The sequence below is a fragment of the Cupriavidus sp. HMR-1 genome (assembly GCF_000319775.1).
Lineage (GTDB): Bacteria > Pseudomonadota > Gammaproteobacteria > Burkholderiales > Burkholderiaceae > Cupriavidus > Cupriavidus metallidurans.
In genome coordinates this window covers 22,878-40,274 of the sequence record NZ_ANKP01000244.1, presented here as the reverse complement: position 1 = coordinate 40,274, position 17,397 = coordinate 22,878, and the positions used below count along the sequence as shown (strand labels likewise).

The following is a 17,397-nucleotide window of genomic DNA, read 5'->3' as shown; positions in this document are numbered from 1 at the left end:
TCGCTGGACTGAACCATGCCGCAGACGAACGCACCCGCCAGCAGTGGAAGCTGCCCGATCGACCACAGCGCCCTGCGCGCGCCCAACGGTTGCCCGGTCAGCCACCAGGCGGCGGCGTTCGATCCCTTCGAGGACGGCTACCAGCAGGACCCGCCCGAGTACGTGCGCTGGTCGCGCGCGCAGGAGCCGGTGTTCTACAGCCCGAAGCTCGGCTACTGGGTGGTCACGCGCTACGACGACATCAAGGCGATCTTCCGCGACAACATCACCTTCAGCCCGTCGATTGCGCTCGAGAAGATCACGCCCACGGGTGAGGCGGCCAATGCGGTGCTGGCCTCGTACGGCTACGCAATGAATCGCACGCTCGTCAACGAAGACGAACCCGCGCACATGCCGCGCCGCCGCGCGTTGATGGAGCCGTTCACACCCGCCGAACTGGCCCACCACGAACCGATGGTGCGCAAACTCACACGCGAGTATGTCGACCGTTTCATCGACACCGGGCGCGCGGATCTGGTGGACGAGATGCTCTGGGAGGTGCCGCTGACGGTGGCGCTGCATTTCCTCGGCGTGCCCGAGGAAGACATGGACCTGTTGCGCCAGTACTCGATCGCCCATACGGTCAATACATGGGGCCGCCCGAAGCCCGAGGAGCAGGTGGCCGTGGCCCACGCCGTGGGCAACTTCTGGCAACTGGCCGGCCGCATTCTCGACAAGATGCGCGAAGATCCATCCGGCCCGGGCTGGATGCAGTACGGCCTGCGCAAGCAGCGCGAACTGCCCGAGGTGGTTACCGATTCGTACCTGCACTCGATGATGATGGCCGGCATCGTGGCCGCACACGAGACCACGGCCAATGCATCTGCCAACGCGATCAAGCTGCTGCTGCAACATCCCGATGTCTGGCGGGAGATCTGCGAAGACCCGGCATTGATTCCAAACGCGGTGGAAGAATGCCTGCGGCACAACGGCTCGGTGGCGGCCTGGCGGCGCCTCGTCACGCGCGACACCGAAGTGGGCGGCATGTCGCTCGCGGCTGGCAGCAAATTGCTGATCGTCACGTCGTCGGCCAACCACGACGAACATCATTTCGCCGATCCCGACCTGTTCGACATCCATCGTGACAATGCCAGCGACCAGCTTACGTTCGGCTACGGCTCGCACCAGTGCATGGGCAAGAACCTCGCGCGCATGGAGATGCAGATCTTCCTGGAGGAACTGACCAGCCGGCTGCCCCATATGCGTCTGGCCGCGCAGCGCTTCACCTACGTGCCGAACACCTCGTTCCGTGGCCCGGAGCATCTCTGGGTCGAGTGGGACCCCGCACGCAACCCCGAGCGGACCGATCCGACCGTGCTGGCGCCACGTGACGCGGTCCGCATCGGCGAACCGACTGGCGGCACCACCGGCCGCACGCTCGTTGTCGAGCGCGTCGAGACGGCCGCGCAAGGGGTGGTGAGGATCCGCCTGGTTTCGCCCGATGGCCGCGCGCTACCGCGCTGGTCGCCGGGCTCGCATATCGACGTCGAATGCGGCCACACCGGCATCTCGCGCCAGTATTCGCTGTGCGGCGACCCCGCCGATACCGGCGCCTTCGAGATCGCGGTGCTGCGCGAGCCCGAAAGCCGTGGCGGATCGGCGTGGATTCATGCCAGCCTGCACGCAGGCGACAAGCTCAAGGTGCGCGGCCCGCGCAATCACTTCCGACTCGACGAGACCTGCCGTCGCGCGATCTTCATCGCCGGTGGCATTGGCGTGACCCCGGTCAGCGCCATGGCAAGGCGTGCGAAAGAACTGGGCGTCGACTACACCTTCCACTATTGCGGCCGCAGCCGTGCCTCCATGGCGATGATCGATGAGCTGCGCGCCTTGCATGGTGATCGCGTGCGGATTCATGCCGCGGATGAAGGCCAGCGCGCCGATCTCGCGCAAGTGCTCGGCGCGCCCGATGCGAACACGCAGATCTACGCTTGTGGACCGGCCCGGATGGTCGAGGCGCTGGAAGCCTTGTGCGCGACATGGCCCGAGGATTCGCTGCGCGTGGAACACTTCAGTTCGAAACTTGGAACGCTCGATCCTTCGCTGGAACAGCCGTTCACGGTCGAACTGAAAGACTCGGGTCTGACGCTTGAAGTCCCTCCGGACCAGACCCTGCTCGCCACCCTGCGCGCCGCAAACATCGACGTGCAAAGCGATTGCGAGGAAGGCCTGTGTGGATCGTGCGAAGTGCGCGTGCTGGCCGGCGAGATCGACCACCGCGACGTCGTGCTAACGCGCGGCGAGCGTGAAGCGAACAACCGGATGATGGCCTGCTGCTCGCGAGCGGCGAAGGGCGGAAAGATCGTGCTGGGGCTGTAAGCAGGCGGGGGGGGGTGATGCGCCAGCCCGTGGCGCATCAACCAGCATCAACCGGCAACAACGCCATTCAGTACGGCATCACGGATGCCGCGCGAGCACACCCCGAATCGTATCGGCCAGATCTTTCGCCAGGAACTTCGACACATAGGCATCGGCGCCAACCTTGCGCACGTGCTCCTCACTGGCCTCGCCCGAGAGCGATGAGTGGATCACCACCGGCAGCGACTTCAGCCGGGCGTCGGCCTTGATCTTGCGCGTCAGGGTGAAGCCATCCATCTCCGGCATTTCCAGATCGGTCAGCACCAGCGCGATCTCGTCGCGGACCGTGGCGCCCTTGCTGGCGGTCAGGTCTGCGATCTCGCCGAGCATGTCCCAGGCTTCCTGACCGGACTTGGTCATCACGACTTGCACGCCCATTGCCTTGAGACCGTTTTCGATCAGGCCGCGCGCCAGCGCGGAATCGTCCGCGCAGAGAATCTTGCTGCCGGGGCGGATCGACAACGCCGGGCCGACGGTCGACGGATCTACGTCTGGCTGGCGCGAGGGCAACACGTCGCGCAGGATCTGCTCGACATCCAGCACCTGCACCAGCCGCGGGTTCTCGCCACCCGCATCGAGCTTGGCGATGCTGGTCACCAGCCCGCCCTTCACGCTGGTCTCGGCGGAGATCACCTGGTTCCAGTCCAGGCGGACGATTTCCTCGACCGCTTCCACCGCGAAGCCCTGCGTGGACCGCGCGTACTCGGTCACGAGCATGATGTTCAGGCCCGACTTCGGATTGCACTCGAGCAGGCGCGGCAGGTCGATAACCGGAATCACCTGACCCCGGATATCGGACATGCCCAGGATCGACGGCTCCGCGCCGACCACGCTGGTCACCGGCGGCATCACCAGGATTTCACGGACCTTGAACACATTGATGCCGAACAGTTCGGACTGCCCGGTGTGTGCCGCATCACCCAGTCGGAACAACAGCAACTCGAACTGGTTGTTGTTGGTCAGGTTGGTGCGCTCGTCGATGTCTCTCATCGCGCTGGTCATGCTCTAGCTCCGCTGGATGGGGTGAATACGTGTAATGCCGAAGAACTAACGGCCGGGAGGCATCAACCTTTAGCCTCCGGCACGACCCGTGGCGCAGCGCCCGCGCTCGAATGACGTACCAGTGACGCGTCCATGACGCACTTGTGACGCATACCGCTCTCCAACCGCCGCCGCACATGCACCAAGGGAAATCCCTGAGCCTCGCAATGCACTGCAAACCCGGGGTTATTCAGCCCCGGGCATGTTCCGCATGTTCGCTCGATGATGAAGACAACGTCACGCTCGCCTACCTTTGAGCCTCGCCGGATCCCGCCCGTCAGAGGTGGCCGACCGGCCCCGGCCCAAGGGCCGGACACCGAGGAAAGAGCGACCGCACCCCTTGCCCGATGCCCACGGGACCTCCGCCCTCACACCCGGAACCATGTGAGACGAGGCTGACGCCTGATCCGTACGCGGACGCGCGCAGCGCCCCCTGCAAGGAGACACAACATCATGATCGAACAGCCCTATCCGTCCGTCGCGGACACGGATGCCGCGCCCCCCACTGCCCAAGGCAAAATCGACCAGTACTTCCAGATCAGCGCGCGCGGCAGCACGCAGCGCCGAGAGGTCGTCGCCGGCATCACCACCTTCATGGCGATGGTGTATGCCGTTTTCGTCGTGCCTGGGATGCTCGGCAAGGCCGGCTTCGATACCAGCGCGGTCTTTGTCGCCGTCTGCCTCACCACCGCATTCGGGTCGCTATTGATGGGCCTCTGGGCCAAGCTGCCGATTGCCATCGGTTGCGCGATCTCGCTGACCGCGTTCATGGCCTTTGGCCTGGTGCTGGGCCAGCATCTGTCCCCCGCCGTGGCGCTGGGCGCCGTGTTCCTGATGGGCGTGGTCTTCACCGCGATCTCGGTGACCGGCGTGCGCACCTGGATCCTGCGCAACCTGCCCGCTGGCGTGGCACACGGCGCCGGCATCGGTATCGGCCTGTTCCTGCTGCTGATCGCCTCGAACGAAGTCGGCCTCGTCATCAAGAACCCCGGACCCGGACTGCCCGTCTCGCTCGGCAATATCACCGCCTTCCCGGTGATGATGTCGATCCTCGGACTGGCCGCGATCTTCGGCCTTGAGCGTCGCCGCGTGCCGGGTGGCATCCTGCTGGTGATCGTGGCGATCTCGACGCTCGGGCTTGTTTTCGATCCATCGGTCAAGTTCACCGGCATCTTCGCGCTGCCGACGCTCTCCGCGCCGGGTCACACCTCGCTGATTGGCGCCATGGATATTCGCGGCGCGCTGTCCGCCGCGGTGCTGCCGAGTGTGCTGGCACTGGTGATGACCGCCGTCTTCGACGCCACTGGCACGATCCGCGCGGTGGCCGGTCAGGCCAACCAGCTCGACGCCACGGGCCGCATCCACAACGGTGGCCGCGCCCTGACCGCCGACTCCGTGAGCTCGATCTTCTCGGCCTTCTTCGGCGGCGCCCCGGCTGCGGCCTATATCGAATCGACCGTCGGCGTGGCCGCTGGCGCCCGCACCGGCCTGGCTGCCGTGACCGTCGGCGCGCTGTTCCTGGCCGTGATGTTCTTCTCGCCGCTGGCTGGCCTGGTGCCGTCGTACGCCACCGCTCCCGCGCTGATGTACGTGGGTCTGCTGATGCTGTCGAGCGTGTCGCGCCTGCACATGGACGACCTGGTCGACGCGCTCTCGGGCCTGGTCTGCGCCGTGTTCATCGTGCTGACCTGCAATATCGTCACCGGCATCATGCTCGGCTTCTGCACGCTGGTGATCGGCCGGATCGTCTCGGGCGAATGGCGCAAGCTCAATATCGGCACGGTCGCGATTGCTGTCGCGCTGGCCGCGTTCTATGCAGGTGGCTGGGCGATCTGATCGCACCCAACACCGAGAATCTTGTCTCCTCCACCTGGGATGACCGGTGGATTTGCCGGCCTCCGGGGACTTTCCCCCCGGAGGCTTTTTTCTTCCTCTCGTTCTCCTGTTAGTTATTGTCGGCACCGTATCGGAAAGCTCCGAAGAATCGATACAGAGTCATTCGAAAACCCGACAGAAATATCATCGCGCCATTCGCTGACCACGATGACTCCTCAATCGTGGATTGAAATCCGGGTGGCTCAACCTCCCTCAGCCGCTTATCCAGATTGCCCGGAAACAGCGCCATAAAATCCCGGGTGGCTATCTTGCCGCGTTTTGGTTAGGATGCCGTTCGGTACCGATGGCTATCCGCCTCCGCCGCCGCGCACAACCCAATCACAATAATGGGCGGGCTTGCCTGCGCCATATGTCTAATAGACGCGATGCAAAGCGAATTTTTTGTTCGCAAATTAGCGTTTGATCCGTGCTTTTTCAGATATTTTTTGTAATATTTTTGTTGTGCGGGTGCGTTGCGATGTCCTGTAACATTCCGCCACAAATCTATCGGGGATCCAAAAATGCCGACCTACAAGCAGTTGCTAGCGGAAAAAGAAGCACTCGAAGCCAAGCTCAATGAAGTTCGCGCCAATGAAGTGGCTGGCGTGATCGAGCAAATTCGCCAATTGATGGCCGATTATGATCTGACCGTCGAAGACATCGCCCCCAAGCGCCGTCGCGGTCGTCCGGCCAGCGGCGCCACCGTGGCACGCAAGACGTCGTCCCTGCCGCCGAAGTACCTTGACCCGAAAACCGGCAAGACCTGGTCGGGCCGTGGCCGCGCGCCGGCATGGCTCGGCAAGCGCCCCGAGCGCTTCCTGATCGAACAGGCGTAAGAAAGTTCAGCGGGCAGTCCGGCAAACGCCGGGCTGCCGCATGAGGCGCGCTGCTCAGCGCGCCTCGCAAAGATATTCGCTACGCAACGCCCGGAATCCGAGTTGCGTTGGCTCGGGCGCGACATTCGCGCCCCCATCCCTCCTTGGCTCCAGTCGGAGCACCCGCGCCGAGCAATGCTGGGCGGTCTCATCCCTCGTGTACCGGATCTCGTACTGCGCGCCCGTTCGCGGGATGAAAGACACCCCCGCCGCGCAACGAACCTCCTCGGCCGGTGGCGCGGCCGTCGACGTCACGGCCACGTAAATCCGCTTGTCCACCGCTACCTTCCGCTCACGCGTTCGCGACGGCGGTTCCGGAGAGCTTCCGACCATATCCAGCTCTCCGTCGCGCCCCATCGCAGCCAATTGCTTGCCGGTTCCCGCCAGCACGAGCGGCCACGGGGCCTTGGGACAGCTCGCGGGGTCCAGCACGCTGAAGGTCGTGCGGTCATCGGTGCTGGTTGTCACCCGTACCATCGCGTAGGGCGCGTCGGGCGGTACCCGATAATGGCTCACGCAACCGCCCAGCACGAGAGCGCAGGGGATACAGAGCACTGCAGCGGACCGGTTCAGACGCATAGGGCGTACGAAGATGACAGTTGACCGACGATGATGCGAAAGCCGGGTGGCGCCGTCCAGCCCAGGGGATGACCCTGTGGTCGGTGAGGATATCCACAGGTTCTGTGGATATCCTCACCGAGCGGTTCGCGCTAGCCCTTTATGTACGGCACCGCACTGGACTGCACAAGATTTAGGCAGCCCTGCCGATAGCACGACGCCGGAACTGGTCAATGTAGATCAGGAACGCCTCCGCCCCAAGTTCGGACTCCCGCCTGCCAGCACGCTGCGCGCTTGCTTCCGCGGCCGTGGGACAGGGCATCTCCGCCTCCGTTGACACCGGTCAACCGTGACTACGCGGAACTTCACGATGATGCCCCCATGTCTCGGGCGACATCGGTCCCTCCTCGGACCCGCGGCCACCGCATCGACCTTGATGCTTCGGCTTTGACACCTGGCGCCCGGGCCAATCCAAGTGGATAGCCCGATCGTCGCCATGATTGATGAAACCCAACTCTACGACCGCATTCAGCACGATTTCCCGCTCGACACCCGTCCCTATCAACGCGCAGCATCGCTACTCGGCCTCTCCGAGCGAACGGTACTGAGCCTGCTCGCACGAGACCTCGGGAACGGACGCATCAGCCGCATCGGCGCGGTGTTCGCCCCCAACTCGATCGGGACAAGCACGCTGGCCGCGCTGGCGGTGCCGCCGAATGAAATGAAGCAGGTAGCGGAACGTCTGAACGCGGACCCGGCGATCAGTCACAACTATGCCCGTACCGGTCACCGCTACAACCTCTGGTTTGTCGCCGGCGCGCGCGATCGCATGATGCTCGATGCCGTGCTGCAGCACATCGCCGACGACGTGGGGTACCAGCCGATTGATCTGCCACTCGAACGCGAATATCACATCGACCTCGGTTTTCCCCTTGGCAAGGGTCGGGAAGCCAGCAAACCAACCCGGCGAGCACCGCCAGCATCCGTGCCCAAGCCAGACATGGACGAGTGCGACTGGCGTCTGGTGGCCGCGCTGGAACCTGGCCTGTCTCTGACGCCGGAGCCCTATCACGCGCTGGCCGAACGTTGTGGCCTGCCACTGACCGAGACGCTGCAGCGCCTGCAGCAGTGGCGCAAGAACGGTGTGATCCGCCGCTTTGGTGTCATCCTGCACCATCGGCCATTTGGGTATTCGCACAATGCGATGTGCGTGTGGAATGTGCCCGATGCGCGCGTCGATGCCATCGGGATGCGCATCGCCAGCCTGCCGCATGTCACGCTGTGCTACCGACGCCCCCGACGCCTGCCAAACTGGCAATACAACCTCTTTGCCATGGTGCACGCACGCGGGATGCACGAACTCGAGACGACGCTGTCGCGCTTCGATGCGATTGGCGGGTTAACCGCCATGCCGCACGCTGTACTACGTGCCAGCCATTGCTTCAAGCAGCGCGGCACGCGCTACGGCAATATTCCGGCGAGGGTCTGAGCCCTCGCCCGCCCGCTTGCGCGGGCCTTAATCTTCCATTCAGGTTTCCATTCAGGACGCCGAGGCCGGCGCGGGAAACAGCACGGACAACCGCGCGGCGAATGGCCCCACCCACGTCGGGCGTGGCGCGGCATCCAGCCAGTATTTGACTTCCAGCCCCAGTTCGGTGTCGCCGCTGATCGACAGGCGGCGCTGGAAAAACAGCGTGTCCGTGTCGGCATCGCCGCTGATCAGGCGCAGGTAGTCCGCCACCTTGGCACGCAAGGTCAGGTCCGATGCGGAACCATCGAACGGCCCCGGCGCAAACCGGCCATCGACACATCGAAAGCGCACTTCCAAGCCGATATCCTCGACCGTCAGCCGAAACGTATGGCCATTCAGCGCGGCCGGCGGCTCCAGCCATCCCGAGCGGCGCATGGCCTCCACGGCCAACACGAAGGGCAACGCGCGCGCGGGCGCCGGCATGTGCCGGTGCACCCGCAACATCAATCCGGTCAGCATCGTCATGCCGTAGCCTCCTCGCTCTCAATCCATCGAATGCCCGGCTTGCCTGTCCAATACCCGTTACTGGGTGCCGCGTCCGCAGGCATGACCGGACTCGGCGCCGCCGGCATTCCGTGGCGAATGCCATCGAGATGGGCAATCGCTTCGAAAGTGCCTGTGGAATGGGGGCTGACACGCATCAGACCAACACCGGCCTCCGCCATCCGCGACACTTCAGCGCAGAGGTCGAGGCAAGTAGCAGACTGCGTCTGGATGCCGTTGAGCGTGAAGAACGCCTGCCCCTCGCCCGTGTCCGCCACCAGCCCGTCCGGATAGTCCAGGCAGCGGAATTCGCAGGCGTCCTTGCGCAGACGGTGATGGCGTGCGGTAAAGCAGCGCGCGGAAAACGCCAACGGCATACGCCCCCAGACCAGCGCTTCCAGATCGAGACCAGCCGGGCGCGCCGCGGCCAGCGCGGCCATGGTGCGGCCATCCATTTCGACCGGCACCGTGCAACCTACCGCGCCGAGCGATGCCAGCCATGCCAGCGTGTCGCCCTGATAGACGTTCAGGTGTGGGCCGCCCACGAACGGACGCCCGCCCATGCAGCGCACCGCGCCAAGGTCGTTGGCTTCGACCAGGTAGTCGTCCTGCCCGCAAACCCGGCGCATGACTGCGATATCGCTGTCGGATTCGACCAGCACCGGCGTCGACAGCACCACCTGCTTGCCTGCCTCGCGCAACATCTGCGCGATTTCGAGCCAGTCCGCATGACGTAGTTCGTGCCGCCGCGTGCAGACGGCTTCGCCGAGATGGACACGGTCGACGGGGCTGTCCGCGACCGACGCGTAGAACTGCAGCACCGTCGCGCGCGGCCAGTAGTAAAGCAAGGGGCCGAGGGAAATTCGAAACAAGGGAGATTGCTGTGTGGGCATTGCCATATGGAATCCTGGCTTGTGATGGTTGGACGCCGCTCAGCGCCAGGGCCGCTCGTACGCACCTTGCGTGACCTGGTCGCCTTCGGCGTGGCGTCCCAGCGTGGCCTGCCATTCCTGCCGCGGCGCGAACCGCTTCGGATCGCGGCATGCATCGTCGATGGCCGCGCGCAGCACACCCACCACGTCAGCCACGTAGCGCGGGCTGCGCTGCCGGCCTTCGATCTTGATCGCGGCAATGCCAATATCGATCAGCGTGGGCAGCAGCGATACCGCATTGAGACTGGTCGGTTCCTCCAGCACGTAGCCGCGTTCGCCTTCGACGGTGAAACGTCCCTTGCACAGGGTCGGATAGCCTGCCGGCTCGCCAGGGGCGTAGCTGTCGATCAGGATGCCGGACAGTCGCGCCTGCATCGTGCCGTCCTGCTCGTCCCAGCGCACCGCATGAGCCGGAGAGCAGACGCCCTTGTTATTGGGCGAGTCGCCGGTAGCGTAGGACGACAGCAGGCACCGGCCCTCCGCCATCACGCAGAGACTGCCGAATCCAAAGACTTCGAGTTCGATATCGGTCTGGCGGGCAAGCTTCGCAATCTGCGTGACCGTGAGCACTCGCGGCAGCACGACCCGCCGGATGCCGAACTGCTCGCGCATCAGCTCGATGGCGTCGGCGTGGGTGGCGGAGCCCTGGACGGAAAGGTGGATGCGCAGGGACGGATGGCGTTTCGCGGCATAGGCAATAAGACCGGGGTCGGCCATGATCACCGCGTCCGCGCCGAGCGCGGCCGCCGCGTCGACAGCGTGGTGCCATTGCTCGACGTGGCCCATCTGCGCGAACGTGTTGATCGCGAACAGCACTTCGGCACCGCGTGCATGGGCCTCGGCCACACCGGTGCGGATATCGTCCTCGCTGAAATTCAGACCGCCGAAGTTACGGGCGTTGGTGGCATCTCGCAGGCCCAGATACACCGCGTCGGCGCCGTGCTGCAGCGCCATGCGCAGCGCTGCTAGCGAGCCTGCGGGTGCGACAAGTTGAGGGCGGCGCACGGGCGCCGCCAAGGGTGGATTCATCGCATCGGGTCCGGAAAGGGAGTTCCCGGATGCTAGCGATACGCTGATAGTGGGCCTTTGACTCGGCGCAAACGAAACGAAAGCGTCGCGCCGCGTTAGCCGGCGTTTGCCGGCGTTTGCCCGCGTTGGTCGTAGTGTTGGCTGCTGCGTTGGCCGCTGTATCAGCCCACTGCGCGCGACATGCGAACCGCGCCGAGCCGCGCGGAAAGCTGGTCGGCCAACGCACGGACCTGTCCGCCGATTTGCTCGCCGGTCGGCGCGTCGATCTCACTGGTCAGGTAGCTTACCGCGATGGCGCCCACCGCGCGCGAACGCGTGGCGTCGAACACGGGTGCGCCAAAGCAGGTCATGCCATCGCGCATCTGGCCGTTGTCGATCGAGTACCCGAGTGCACGAACCTGTTCGAGTTCATCCACCAGCGCCGCGACCGTGGCCACGCTCGCGCGCGTCAGCGGCACGGGCATCCCCCCATCGAACAGATGCCTGACTTCCGCCGCTGGTACGGTGCTGAGCATGGCCTTGCCCGTGGCCGTATATGGCGCAGGCAGCCGCATGCCGATGCGGAAGGTCACGCCCAACGGGCGGTCGCCATTCTGGCAGGCCAGGTACACAACCTCGGCGCCATCGAGCATCGACAGCGTGACCGTGGCGTCGTGAAAGGCATCGGTCTCGTCCCACAGCGCCCGGAATTCTTCCGTGATCTGCGTCTGCGACAGGAAGGCATTGGCCCAGCTCATCACATGTGGCCCCAGCGCCATCGCTCCGCCCGGCAAGCGCTTGAGCAATTGAAGCTGGACGAGCGTGTCGCACATGCCGTGCAGCGAACTCTTGGGCGCGCCGGTCAGCCGGGTCAGGTCGGCCAGCGTCAGCGGCTCCGGCGCTGCCGCCACGGCATCCATCACCTGGACCGCGCGCACCACGGCAGGCGAAGTGGACTTGAGCGCTGGCGCGGCGTCCGCCGCATCTGCGGCGGGAATGGCATAGGCTGTCTTTGGCATCGGCTGGCTGCTATCGGAACGGTTCTTGCCCTCTGGCGGTCTTTCCGACGAGGGCGTAAGATATTCCATCGTTCCGCATATCGAATATCGTTCAATCTATTGAACGATATTAAACACCGCAAACCCGACGAATGCAACCCGAGGATTTCGCCATGCAACTCAAGGACCCTTCGCTGTTCAAGCAACTGGCCTATGTCGACGGTCAATGGATCGGCGCCGATTCGGGCGCCACGTTTGACGTCACGGACCCGGCCACTGGCGAGGTCATCGCCCGGGTGGCCGACCTGGGTGCCGCCGAGACCACGCGCGCCGTTGCTGCCGCGGAAGTCGCCCAGAAAGCCTGGGCGGCAAAGACCGGCAAGGAGCGCGCCAATATCCTGCGCCGCTGGTTCGACCTGATGCTGGCCAATACCGACGACCTGGCCTACCTGATGACGCGCGAGCAGGGCAAGCCGCTGGCCGAAGCCAAGGGCGAAATCGCCTACGCCGCCAGTTTCATCGAATGGTTCGCCGAGGAAGCCAAGCGCGTGGACGGTGAAGTGCTGGCCACGCCTGCCGCCGACAAACGGCTGGTCACGCTGCGCCAGCCGGTGGGCGTGTGCGCCGCCATCACCCCGTGGAACTTTCCGGCTGCGATGATCACGCGCAAGGTGGCGCCAGCGCTGGCCGCGGGCTGCGCGATCGTGATCAAGCCGGCCGAACTGACGCCGCTGTCCGCATTCGCGCTGGCCGAACTCGCGCATCGCGCCGGCGTGCCGGCAGGCGTGCTGCAAGTTGTCACCGGCGACGCCCGGAACATTGGCGGCGTGCTGACGGCCAGCCCGATCGTGCGCAAGCTGTCGTTCACGGGCTCGACGGAAGTGGGCCGCATCCTGATGGCTCAGTCGGCGCCGACCATCAAGCGCCTGTCGCTCGAACTCGGCGGCAATGCGCCGTTCATCGTCTTCGACGATGCCGACGTCGATGCGGCCGTGGAAGGCGCAATCGTTGCCAAGTATCGCAACGGCGGCCAGACCTGCGTATGCGCGAACCGCTTCTACATCCAGGACAGTATTTACGATGCGTTCGCCGCCAAGTTTGCCGAGCGCACCGCTCAGCTGCGTGTCGGCAACGGGCTCGAGGCAGGCGTGGTGATCGGCCCGCTGATCGAGGACGCCGCGATCGAGAAGGTGAATTCGCTGGTCGAGGATGCCACGTCCAAGGGCGGCAAGGTACTGGTCGGTGGCGGCAAGCACCCGCTCGGCGGCACGTATTACACGCCGACCGTGATCGGCAATGCCACCGCTGACATGCGCATGGCGCGCGAGGAAATCTTCGGGCCGGTGGCACCGCTGTTCCGCTTCAAGCAGGACGACGAAGCCGTTGCCGCCGCGAACGCCACCGAGTATGGCCTGGCCGCCTATCTCTACACCCGCGATATCTCGCGCGCATGGCGCACCGCCGAGGCACTGGAGTACGGCATGGTCGGCCTGAACACGGGCCTGATCTCCAACGAGGTGGCACCGTTCGGCGGCATCAAGCAATCCGGCGTCGGCCGCGAAGGCTCGCGCCACGGCATCGAGGAATACCTCGAGATCAAGTATCTTTGCCTGCAGATGTGATTGCGTCTCCCTCTCCCGCTCGCTCACAGGGGAGAGGGAAGACAACCCAGAAAACCACACACCGGAGACCCCATGAACCCGTTCCGTTTCCAGACCGTGCCGACGGTCATCGTCGAGCTTGGCGCCGCGCGCCGGCTGGGAGCGTTGCTGCGCGAGGCCTTTCCGCAAGCGCAACGCCTCTGCGTGGTGACCGACGGCTTTCTCTCGAAGAGCGGCCTGCTGACCCCGGCCCTCGATGACCTGGGCAAGCACGGCTGGCAGGTGACCCTGATCGACGACGTGATCGCCGACCCGCCCGAGCACATCGTGCTCGAAGCCACCGAGCGCGCGCGGCAAGCCGATGCGGAAGTCGTACTCGGGCTCGGCGGCGGATCGTCGATGGACGTCGCCAAGCTGATTGCCGTGCTGCTTCCTGCCGCGCAGTCGCTCAAGGACATGTACGGCGTGAAGAAGGTCACGGGCACGCGGCTGCCACTCGTGCAAATGCCGACCACCGCCGGCACCGGCTCCGAAGTGACTGCAGTGTCGATCGTCACCACGGGAGAGACCACCAAGATGGGAGTGGTGGCGCCGCAGCTTCTGGCCGACCTGGCCATTCTCGACGCCGAACTCACGCTGGGCCTGCCACGCGCCGCTACCGCAGCCACCGGTATCGACGCGATGGTGCACGCGATCGAGGCCTATACGAGCGCGCATCTGAAGAACCCGATCTCGGACATGCTGGCCGTGCGCGCGCTGGAACTGCTATCGCAGAACCTGATGCTTGCCTGTGACAATGGCCACGACCACGGCGCGCGCGAAGCCATGCTGCTCGGCGCGATGTTCGCCGGCCAGGCCTTTGCCAACTCGCCGGTGGCGGCCGTGCACGCGCTGGCCTATCCGATCGGTGGCATCTTCCATGTCGCGCACGGGCTCTCCAACGCGCTCGTGCTGCCGCACGTCATGAAGTTCAACGCACCGGCGGCCAGCAAGCTGTATGCGGAACTGGCCGACGTGATACTGCCGGGCACCACCGGTAGCTGCGAAACCAAGACAGCCGCGCTGATCGCCCATATCGAGGGACTGGTGCTGGCCACGGGCATCCCGCGCACCTTGCGCGAGGTTGGCGTCAAGGAAAATGATCTGGGCCGTCTGGCCCGCGATGCCATGCTGCAGACACGCCTGCTGGTCAACAATCCGCGCGAGGTCACCGAGGCCGACGCATTCGCGATCTACAGCGCGGCATTCTGACGCGCCCCGGCAACGGGCCCACGATGCGACCACCATGAAACCGCATTAGGACTACAGTGTAAGAGGCGCTATCAAAATGAAGCGAAGCGGTTCTGGCTAGACGCGCGGCCGCAGACAGTACAAGTGGTACGGCAAGGCCGCGCAACGACGCCAGAATCATTTTGATAGCGCCTCTAGAGCGCTACCAGGGCGCTACCTGCCTGCGGTGTCCTACAAGGATGCCGCCGGCCCGTGACACGTCGTTAATACCAGCAACGCGTACCTCACCACCTGCAAGGAACTGCCATGATGCAGACCGAAATCCAGGCATCCACCTGGACCAGCCCCGACGAGGAAGACGAACTGCTACGTGAGCGCATCGGCACGTGTATTGCCGAGGCATGCGGCGGCGATATGCCCGATGGCGTTGCCGTGCACGTGGTAGACCGCCAGGTGACCATCACCGGGCGCGTGGAAGATTCGGACCTGTCCCGCCGCATCGCGCAGGCCGCGGCAACGCCGCCGGGCATTCTCGGCGTCACCAACCTGCTCGTCACGCGGGTGCCATCTCAGGCCCAGGGATCGTAGCCGTCCTTCTCCCAGTACGGAGAGATCCCGTAGTACTCGTGAATGCTGGTGGCCCACTCGGAGTTGGCCATGGTGGGCCAGTGTTCCTTGTCAAAACCCGGCGACGCCTTGAGACGTTCCTTCTCGACACCCAGCACAAAGCACTTGCGGCGCGTATCGAGGGTCAGCGCTGACCAGGGCAGCGCGTGCAGCTTTTCCCCGATGCCAAGGAATCCGCCCATCGCCAGCACCGCATAGGCAATCCGTCCCCCAACGATGTCCAGCATGATGTGATCGATCGTCCCGAGCTCGTCGCCGGCAGGGTCCACGACCTTGTTGCCTTCCAGGGTGTCGGCGGCCATCACGAACGGCCCGCACTTGCCGGGCTTCTGGTTCACATTGCCGATGATGGCGGCCCTGCGTTCGGATGCGCCCGCGGGCGGTGTCTGCTGGTCCATGGGACTCATGGGCAACTCCTCCTGACCAAAGGGTTGGACTGACAAGCGAGACGTATCTCCGGCGCCACATGCGAGCTGAAACCTACCAACGCCGAACTGTCCTGACTTGATCGTAGACGCGCGCGCGGACGTCTTTCAAGTCATGTTGCAGTGCAATCGAGAGCTGCCGCACGCTGACACAGGACGCCCCATGTTGCCATAGCGCTGACAAAAATGTCGGCCCCAGCGTCGGCGACCGCCCGCGACGGCGTCCGACCCGGCCTCACCGATGGCTTTGCGCCGTGGCCATCTCCCAGATGTCCTGTGCGATCGGGTGCTCGCGCTCCTCGATCACGTGGGCCACGAGCCCTGCCACGCGCCCGATCAGCGACCGCCGGTTCCATCCATACACCCAGGATCCGTATGGATGACAACTAGACAATGGCCCGCACGCCGCGACGGCGATCCTCCCGCAGCAATGTGGCGATCCGCTGCAGCGCTTGAGCCAGATCCGTCTGGCTACGCGCGCCACCGACCGACAGACGCACCGCATCCACGGGATTCGCATCCACGCTGAACGCGTCCGAGCAGGCCACCAGCACACCCTGCTGCTCGAGCGCGAGCGCGAACAACTGGCGATTCCAGTGGGGCGGCAGCGTCATCCACAAGTGCAGGCCGGTGGGATGTGCGTTGACGTCCTTCGGCAACAGGCTGCGCGCCAGCGTCTGCCGCGCGCGTACCTCGCGCTGGATGTCGAGCATCAGGTGCCTGGCCTGGCCACTGCGCATCCAGTGCTCGGCCACCGCGGTCAGCAATAGCGAACACCCCATGCTGGAGGCGCGCAACGCATCCTGCAGCATTGAGGCATCGTGCTGGCGCGGCAACAGGACGAACGACGTGCGCAGGCTCGGCCAGAGGCATTTCGACAGCGAGGTCAGATAGTACGCACGCTCGCCCCCTTCGTAGGTGACGATCGGCGGCGGCGCGTCGTTGAGCAGGTAGCGGTAGGGATCGTCCTCGATCAGCGTCATGCCGAGCTTGCGCAGCATGGCCCCGATGGCCTTGCGCCGGGGCTCGGGCATGGTGCTCGCCGTCGGGTTCTGGAGCGTCGGATTCAGATAGATCACCTGCGCGCCGGTTTCGCGATGGCTTCGTTCGATCGCGTCCGGCAACACCCCATCCTGGTCGACTTCGAGCGCGACGACACGCAAACCGAGCTGCTGCGCGGTAAGCAGAAAGCCGGGATAGGTCAGCGGCTCGGCAAGGACGGCATCCCCACGCTGCGTGCGCGACTGCAACAGGCTGAAGATCGCGGCCTGGGTACCCGCGCAGACAATCAGTTCCTGCTGCCCGGCCATCGCACCAACCGCGGGCCGCAGCCACGCCCTGCCCGCCTGGACGATCGAGGCGCCGGACCACGTGTCCTGGTAGGCGGACATCGCCTCGATGCCTTGCCGGGCCAGCACTTCGTCAATGGCCAACTTGAGCGCGTCACCCATGTTTCCACTAGCCGGCTGCGGTGGGGTGTTCATCGACAGGTCGATACGCATCTCATCGCCCGCCTCGCCAACGCCCGCGACGAACGAGCCACGCCCGCTGAACGACGAGATCAGGCCGCGATTGCGTGCCTCCGTATAGGCACGCGTCACCGTGGTGAGATCCACCCCGAGCTGCGTCGCCAGCCACCGCTGCGACGGGATCTGGTCGCCCACGGCGAGTTCGCCCGTCTGCACCGCCCGCGCAATCAGGTCCGCGATCTGCACATAGCGCGGCCCGGCGCCCGGCGTCAGCGGGCGCAGCCATTCCACATGGCGTTCGGCTTTCGTGTCACTCATCGTCGACATCCTTCAATCGTCCATTGCAA

At 64.9% G+C, this 17,397-nt stretch carries 16 protein-coding genes; 7 read left to right on the top strand and 9 right to left on the bottom strand.

Annotated features, from left to right (window positions below; all coding sequences use genetic code 11):
* Nucleotides 1-15: 15 nt before the first annotated feature.
* The gene (locus D769_RS25835) at nt 16-2,358 is read left to right on the top strand and encodes a cytochrome P450/oxidoreductase (RefSeq protein WP_008651046.1); all 2,343 of its coding nucleotides are present in this window, start codon (nt 16-18) and stop codon (nt 2,356-2,358) included.
* Between the two features lie 78 nt (nt 2,359-2,436).
* On the opposite strand, the gene D769_RS25830 is transcribed toward D769_RS25835, so the two are convergent.
* Entirely contained in the window at nt 2,437-3,399 is a 963-nt protein-coding gene (locus D769_RS25830; protein WP_008651045.1) for a chemotaxis protein, read from the bottom strand.
* Between the two features lie 492 nt (nt 3,400-3,891).
* Here D769_RS25830 and D769_RS25825 point away from each other — a divergent pair, with 492 nt between their 5' ends.
* Nucleotides 3,892-5,274 carry an NCS2 family permease gene (locus tag D769_RS25825; protein ID WP_008651044.1) on the top strand — a complete coding sequence of 461 codons (1,383 nt, stop codon included), beginning with the start codon at nt 3,892-3,894 and terminating at the stop codon, nt 5,272-5,274.
* Nucleotides 5,275-5,834: 560 nt separating this feature from the next.
* Entirely contained in the window at nt 5,835-6,149 is a 315-nt protein-coding gene (locus D769_RS25820) for an H-NS histone family protein (protein ID WP_008651043.1), read from the top strand.
* A gap of 54 nt (nt 6,150-6,203) precedes the next feature.
* Here the strand turns inward: D769_RS25820 and D769_RS25815 are convergent, their stop codons facing one another.
* Complete coding sequence (locus tag D769_RS25815; protein WP_008651041.1) at nt 6,204-6,665, bottom strand: hypothetical protein; 462 nt, start codon at nt 6,663-6,665, stop codon at nt 6,204-6,206.
* Nucleotides 6,666-7,242: 577 nt separating this feature from the next.
* Here D769_RS25815 and D769_RS25810 point away from each other — a divergent pair.
* Complete coding sequence (locus tag D769_RS25810; RefSeq protein ID WP_008651036.1) at nt 7,243-8,235, top strand: Lrp/AsnC family transcriptional regulator; 993 nt, start codon at nt 7,243-7,245, stop codon at nt 8,233-8,235.
* A gap of 51 nt (nt 8,236-8,286) precedes the next feature.
* Here the strand turns inward: D769_RS25810 and D769_RS25805 are convergent, their stop codons facing one another.
* The 4 genes from D769_RS25805 to D769_RS25790 form a co-directional block, all read right to left on the bottom strand.
* Entirely contained in the window at nt 8,287-8,742 is a 456-nt protein-coding gene (locus D769_RS25805; RefSeq protein WP_008651034.1) for an SCP2 sterol-binding domain-containing protein, read from the bottom strand.
* Complete coding sequence (locus D769_RS25800; RefSeq protein ID WP_024570514.1) at nt 8,739-9,659, bottom strand: U32 family peptidase; 921 nt, start codon at nt 9,657-9,659, stop codon at nt 8,739-8,741. The genes D769_RS25805 and D769_RS25800 overlap by 4 nt, the downstream gene beginning before the upstream one ends.
* Before the next feature lie 33 nt (nt 9,660-9,692).
* A complete protein-coding gene (locus tag D769_RS25795) occupies nt 9,693-10,721 on the bottom strand; it encodes a peptidase U32 family protein (protein ID WP_051705473.1) in 1,029 nt (342 codons plus the stop codon).
* A gap of 161 nt (nt 10,722-10,882) precedes the next feature.
* A complete protein-coding gene (locus D769_RS25790) occupies nt 10,883-11,719 on the bottom strand; it encodes an IclR family transcriptional regulator (protein ID WP_008651031.1) in 837 nt (278 codons plus the stop codon).
* Between the two features lie 152 nt (nt 11,720-11,871).
* On the opposite strand from D769_RS25790, the gene D769_RS25785 reads away from it, so the two are divergent.
* The 3 genes from D769_RS25785 to D769_RS25775 all read left to right on the top strand — a co-directional run bounded on the left by D769_RS25785 (nt 11,872) and on the right by D769_RS25775 (nt 15,117).
* Nucleotides 11,872-13,320: an NAD-dependent succinate-semialdehyde dehydrogenase gene (locus tag D769_RS25785; protein WP_008651030.1), complete on the top strand. Its 1,449-nt coding sequence runs from the start codon at nt 11,872-11,874 to the stop codon at nt 13,318-13,320.
* 72 nt (nt 13,321-13,392) lie between these two features.
* Complete coding sequence (locus tag D769_RS25780; protein ID WP_008651029.1) at nt 13,393-14,550, top strand: iron-containing alcohol dehydrogenase; 1,158 nt, start codon at nt 13,393-13,395, stop codon at nt 14,548-14,550.
* Nucleotides 14,551-14,835: 285 nt separating this feature from the next.
* Entirely contained in the window at nt 14,836-15,117 is a 282-nt protein-coding gene (locus D769_RS25775) for a BON domain-containing protein (protein ID WP_008651028.1), read from the top strand.
* On the opposite strand, the gene D769_RS25770 is transcribed toward D769_RS25775, so the two are convergent.
* From D769_RS25770 to D769_RS25765, 3 genes are all read right to left on the bottom strand, one after another.
* Nucleotides 15,099-15,563: a PRC-barrel domain-containing protein gene (locus tag D769_RS25770; protein ID WP_011519366.1), complete on the bottom strand. Its 465-nt coding sequence runs from the start codon at nt 15,561-15,563 to the stop codon at nt 15,099-15,101. The two genes, D769_RS25775 and D769_RS25770, sit on opposite strands and share 19 nt — an antisense overlap.
* Before the next feature lie 253 nt (nt 15,564-15,816).
* Nucleotides 15,817-15,945: a citrate synthase gene (locus D769_RS32965; RefSeq protein ID WP_008651025.1), complete on the bottom strand. Its 129-nt coding sequence runs from the start codon at nt 15,943-15,945 to the stop codon at nt 15,817-15,819.
* Between the two features lie 22 nt (nt 15,946-15,967).
* Nucleotides 15,968-17,368, bottom strand: a complete 1,401-nt coding sequence (locus tag D769_RS25765) for a PLP-dependent aminotransferase family protein (RefSeq protein WP_008651023.1) — start codon at nt 17,366-17,368, stop codon at nt 15,968-15,970.
* Between the last annotated feature and the right edge of the window lie 29 nt (nt 17,369-17,397).

Excerpts from the sequence above, each read along its gene's own strand:
- D769_RS25835 (WP_008651046.1), top strand. The coding sequence starts at position 16 with ATGCCGCAGACGAACGCACCCGCCAGCAGTGGAAGCTGCCCGATCGAC.
- D769_RS25830 (WP_008651045.1), bottom strand. The coding sequence starts at position 3,399 with ATGACCAGCGCGATGAGAGACATCGACGAGCGCACCAACCTGACCAAC.
- D769_RS25825 (WP_008651044.1), top strand. The coding sequence starts at position 3,892 with ATGATCGAACAGCCCTATCCGTCCGTCGCGGACACGGATGCCGCGCCC.
- D769_RS25820 (WP_008651043.1), top strand. The coding sequence starts at position 5,835 with ATGCCGACCTACAAGCAGTTGCTAGCGGAAAAAGAAGCACTCGAAGCC.
- D769_RS25815 (WP_008651041.1), bottom strand. The coding sequence starts at position 6,665 with ATGGTACGGGTGACAACCAGCACCGATGACCGCACGACCTTCAGCGTG.
- D769_RS25810 (WP_008651036.1), top strand. The coding sequence starts at position 7,243 with ATGATTGATGAAACCCAACTCTACGACCGCATTCAGCACGATTTCCCG.
- D769_RS25805 (WP_008651034.1), bottom strand. The coding sequence starts at position 8,742 with ATGACGATGCTGACCGGATTGATGTTGCGGGTGCACCGGCACATGCCG.
- D769_RS25800 (WP_024570514.1), bottom strand. The coding sequence starts at position 9,659 with ATGGCAATGCCCACACAGCAATCTCCCTTGTTTCGAATTTCCCTCGGC.
- D769_RS25795 (WP_051705473.1), bottom strand. The coding sequence starts at position 10,721 with ATGAATCCACCCTTGGCGGCGCCCGTGCGCCGCCCTCAACTTGTCGCA.
- D769_RS25790 (WP_008651031.1), bottom strand. The coding sequence starts at position 11,719 with ATGCCAAAGACAGCCTATGCCATTCCCGCCGCAGATGCGGCGGACGCC.
- D769_RS25785 (WP_008651030.1), top strand. The coding sequence starts at position 11,872 with ATGCAACTCAAGGACCCTTCGCTGTTCAAGCAACTGGCCTATGTCGAC.
- D769_RS25780 (WP_008651029.1), top strand. The coding sequence starts at position 13,393 with ATGAACCCGTTCCGTTTCCAGACCGTGCCGACGGTCATCGTCGAGCTT.
- D769_RS25775 (WP_008651028.1), top strand. The coding sequence starts at position 14,836 with ATGATGCAGACCGAAATCCAGGCATCCACCTGGACCAGCCCCGACGAG.
- D769_RS25770 (WP_011519366.1), bottom strand. The coding sequence starts at position 15,563 with ATGAGTCCCATGGACCAGCAGACACCGCCCGCGGGCGCATCCGAACGC.
- D769_RS25765 (WP_008651023.1), bottom strand. The coding sequence starts at position 17,368 with ATGAGTGACACGAAAGCCGAACGCCATGTGGAATGGCTGCGCCCGCTG.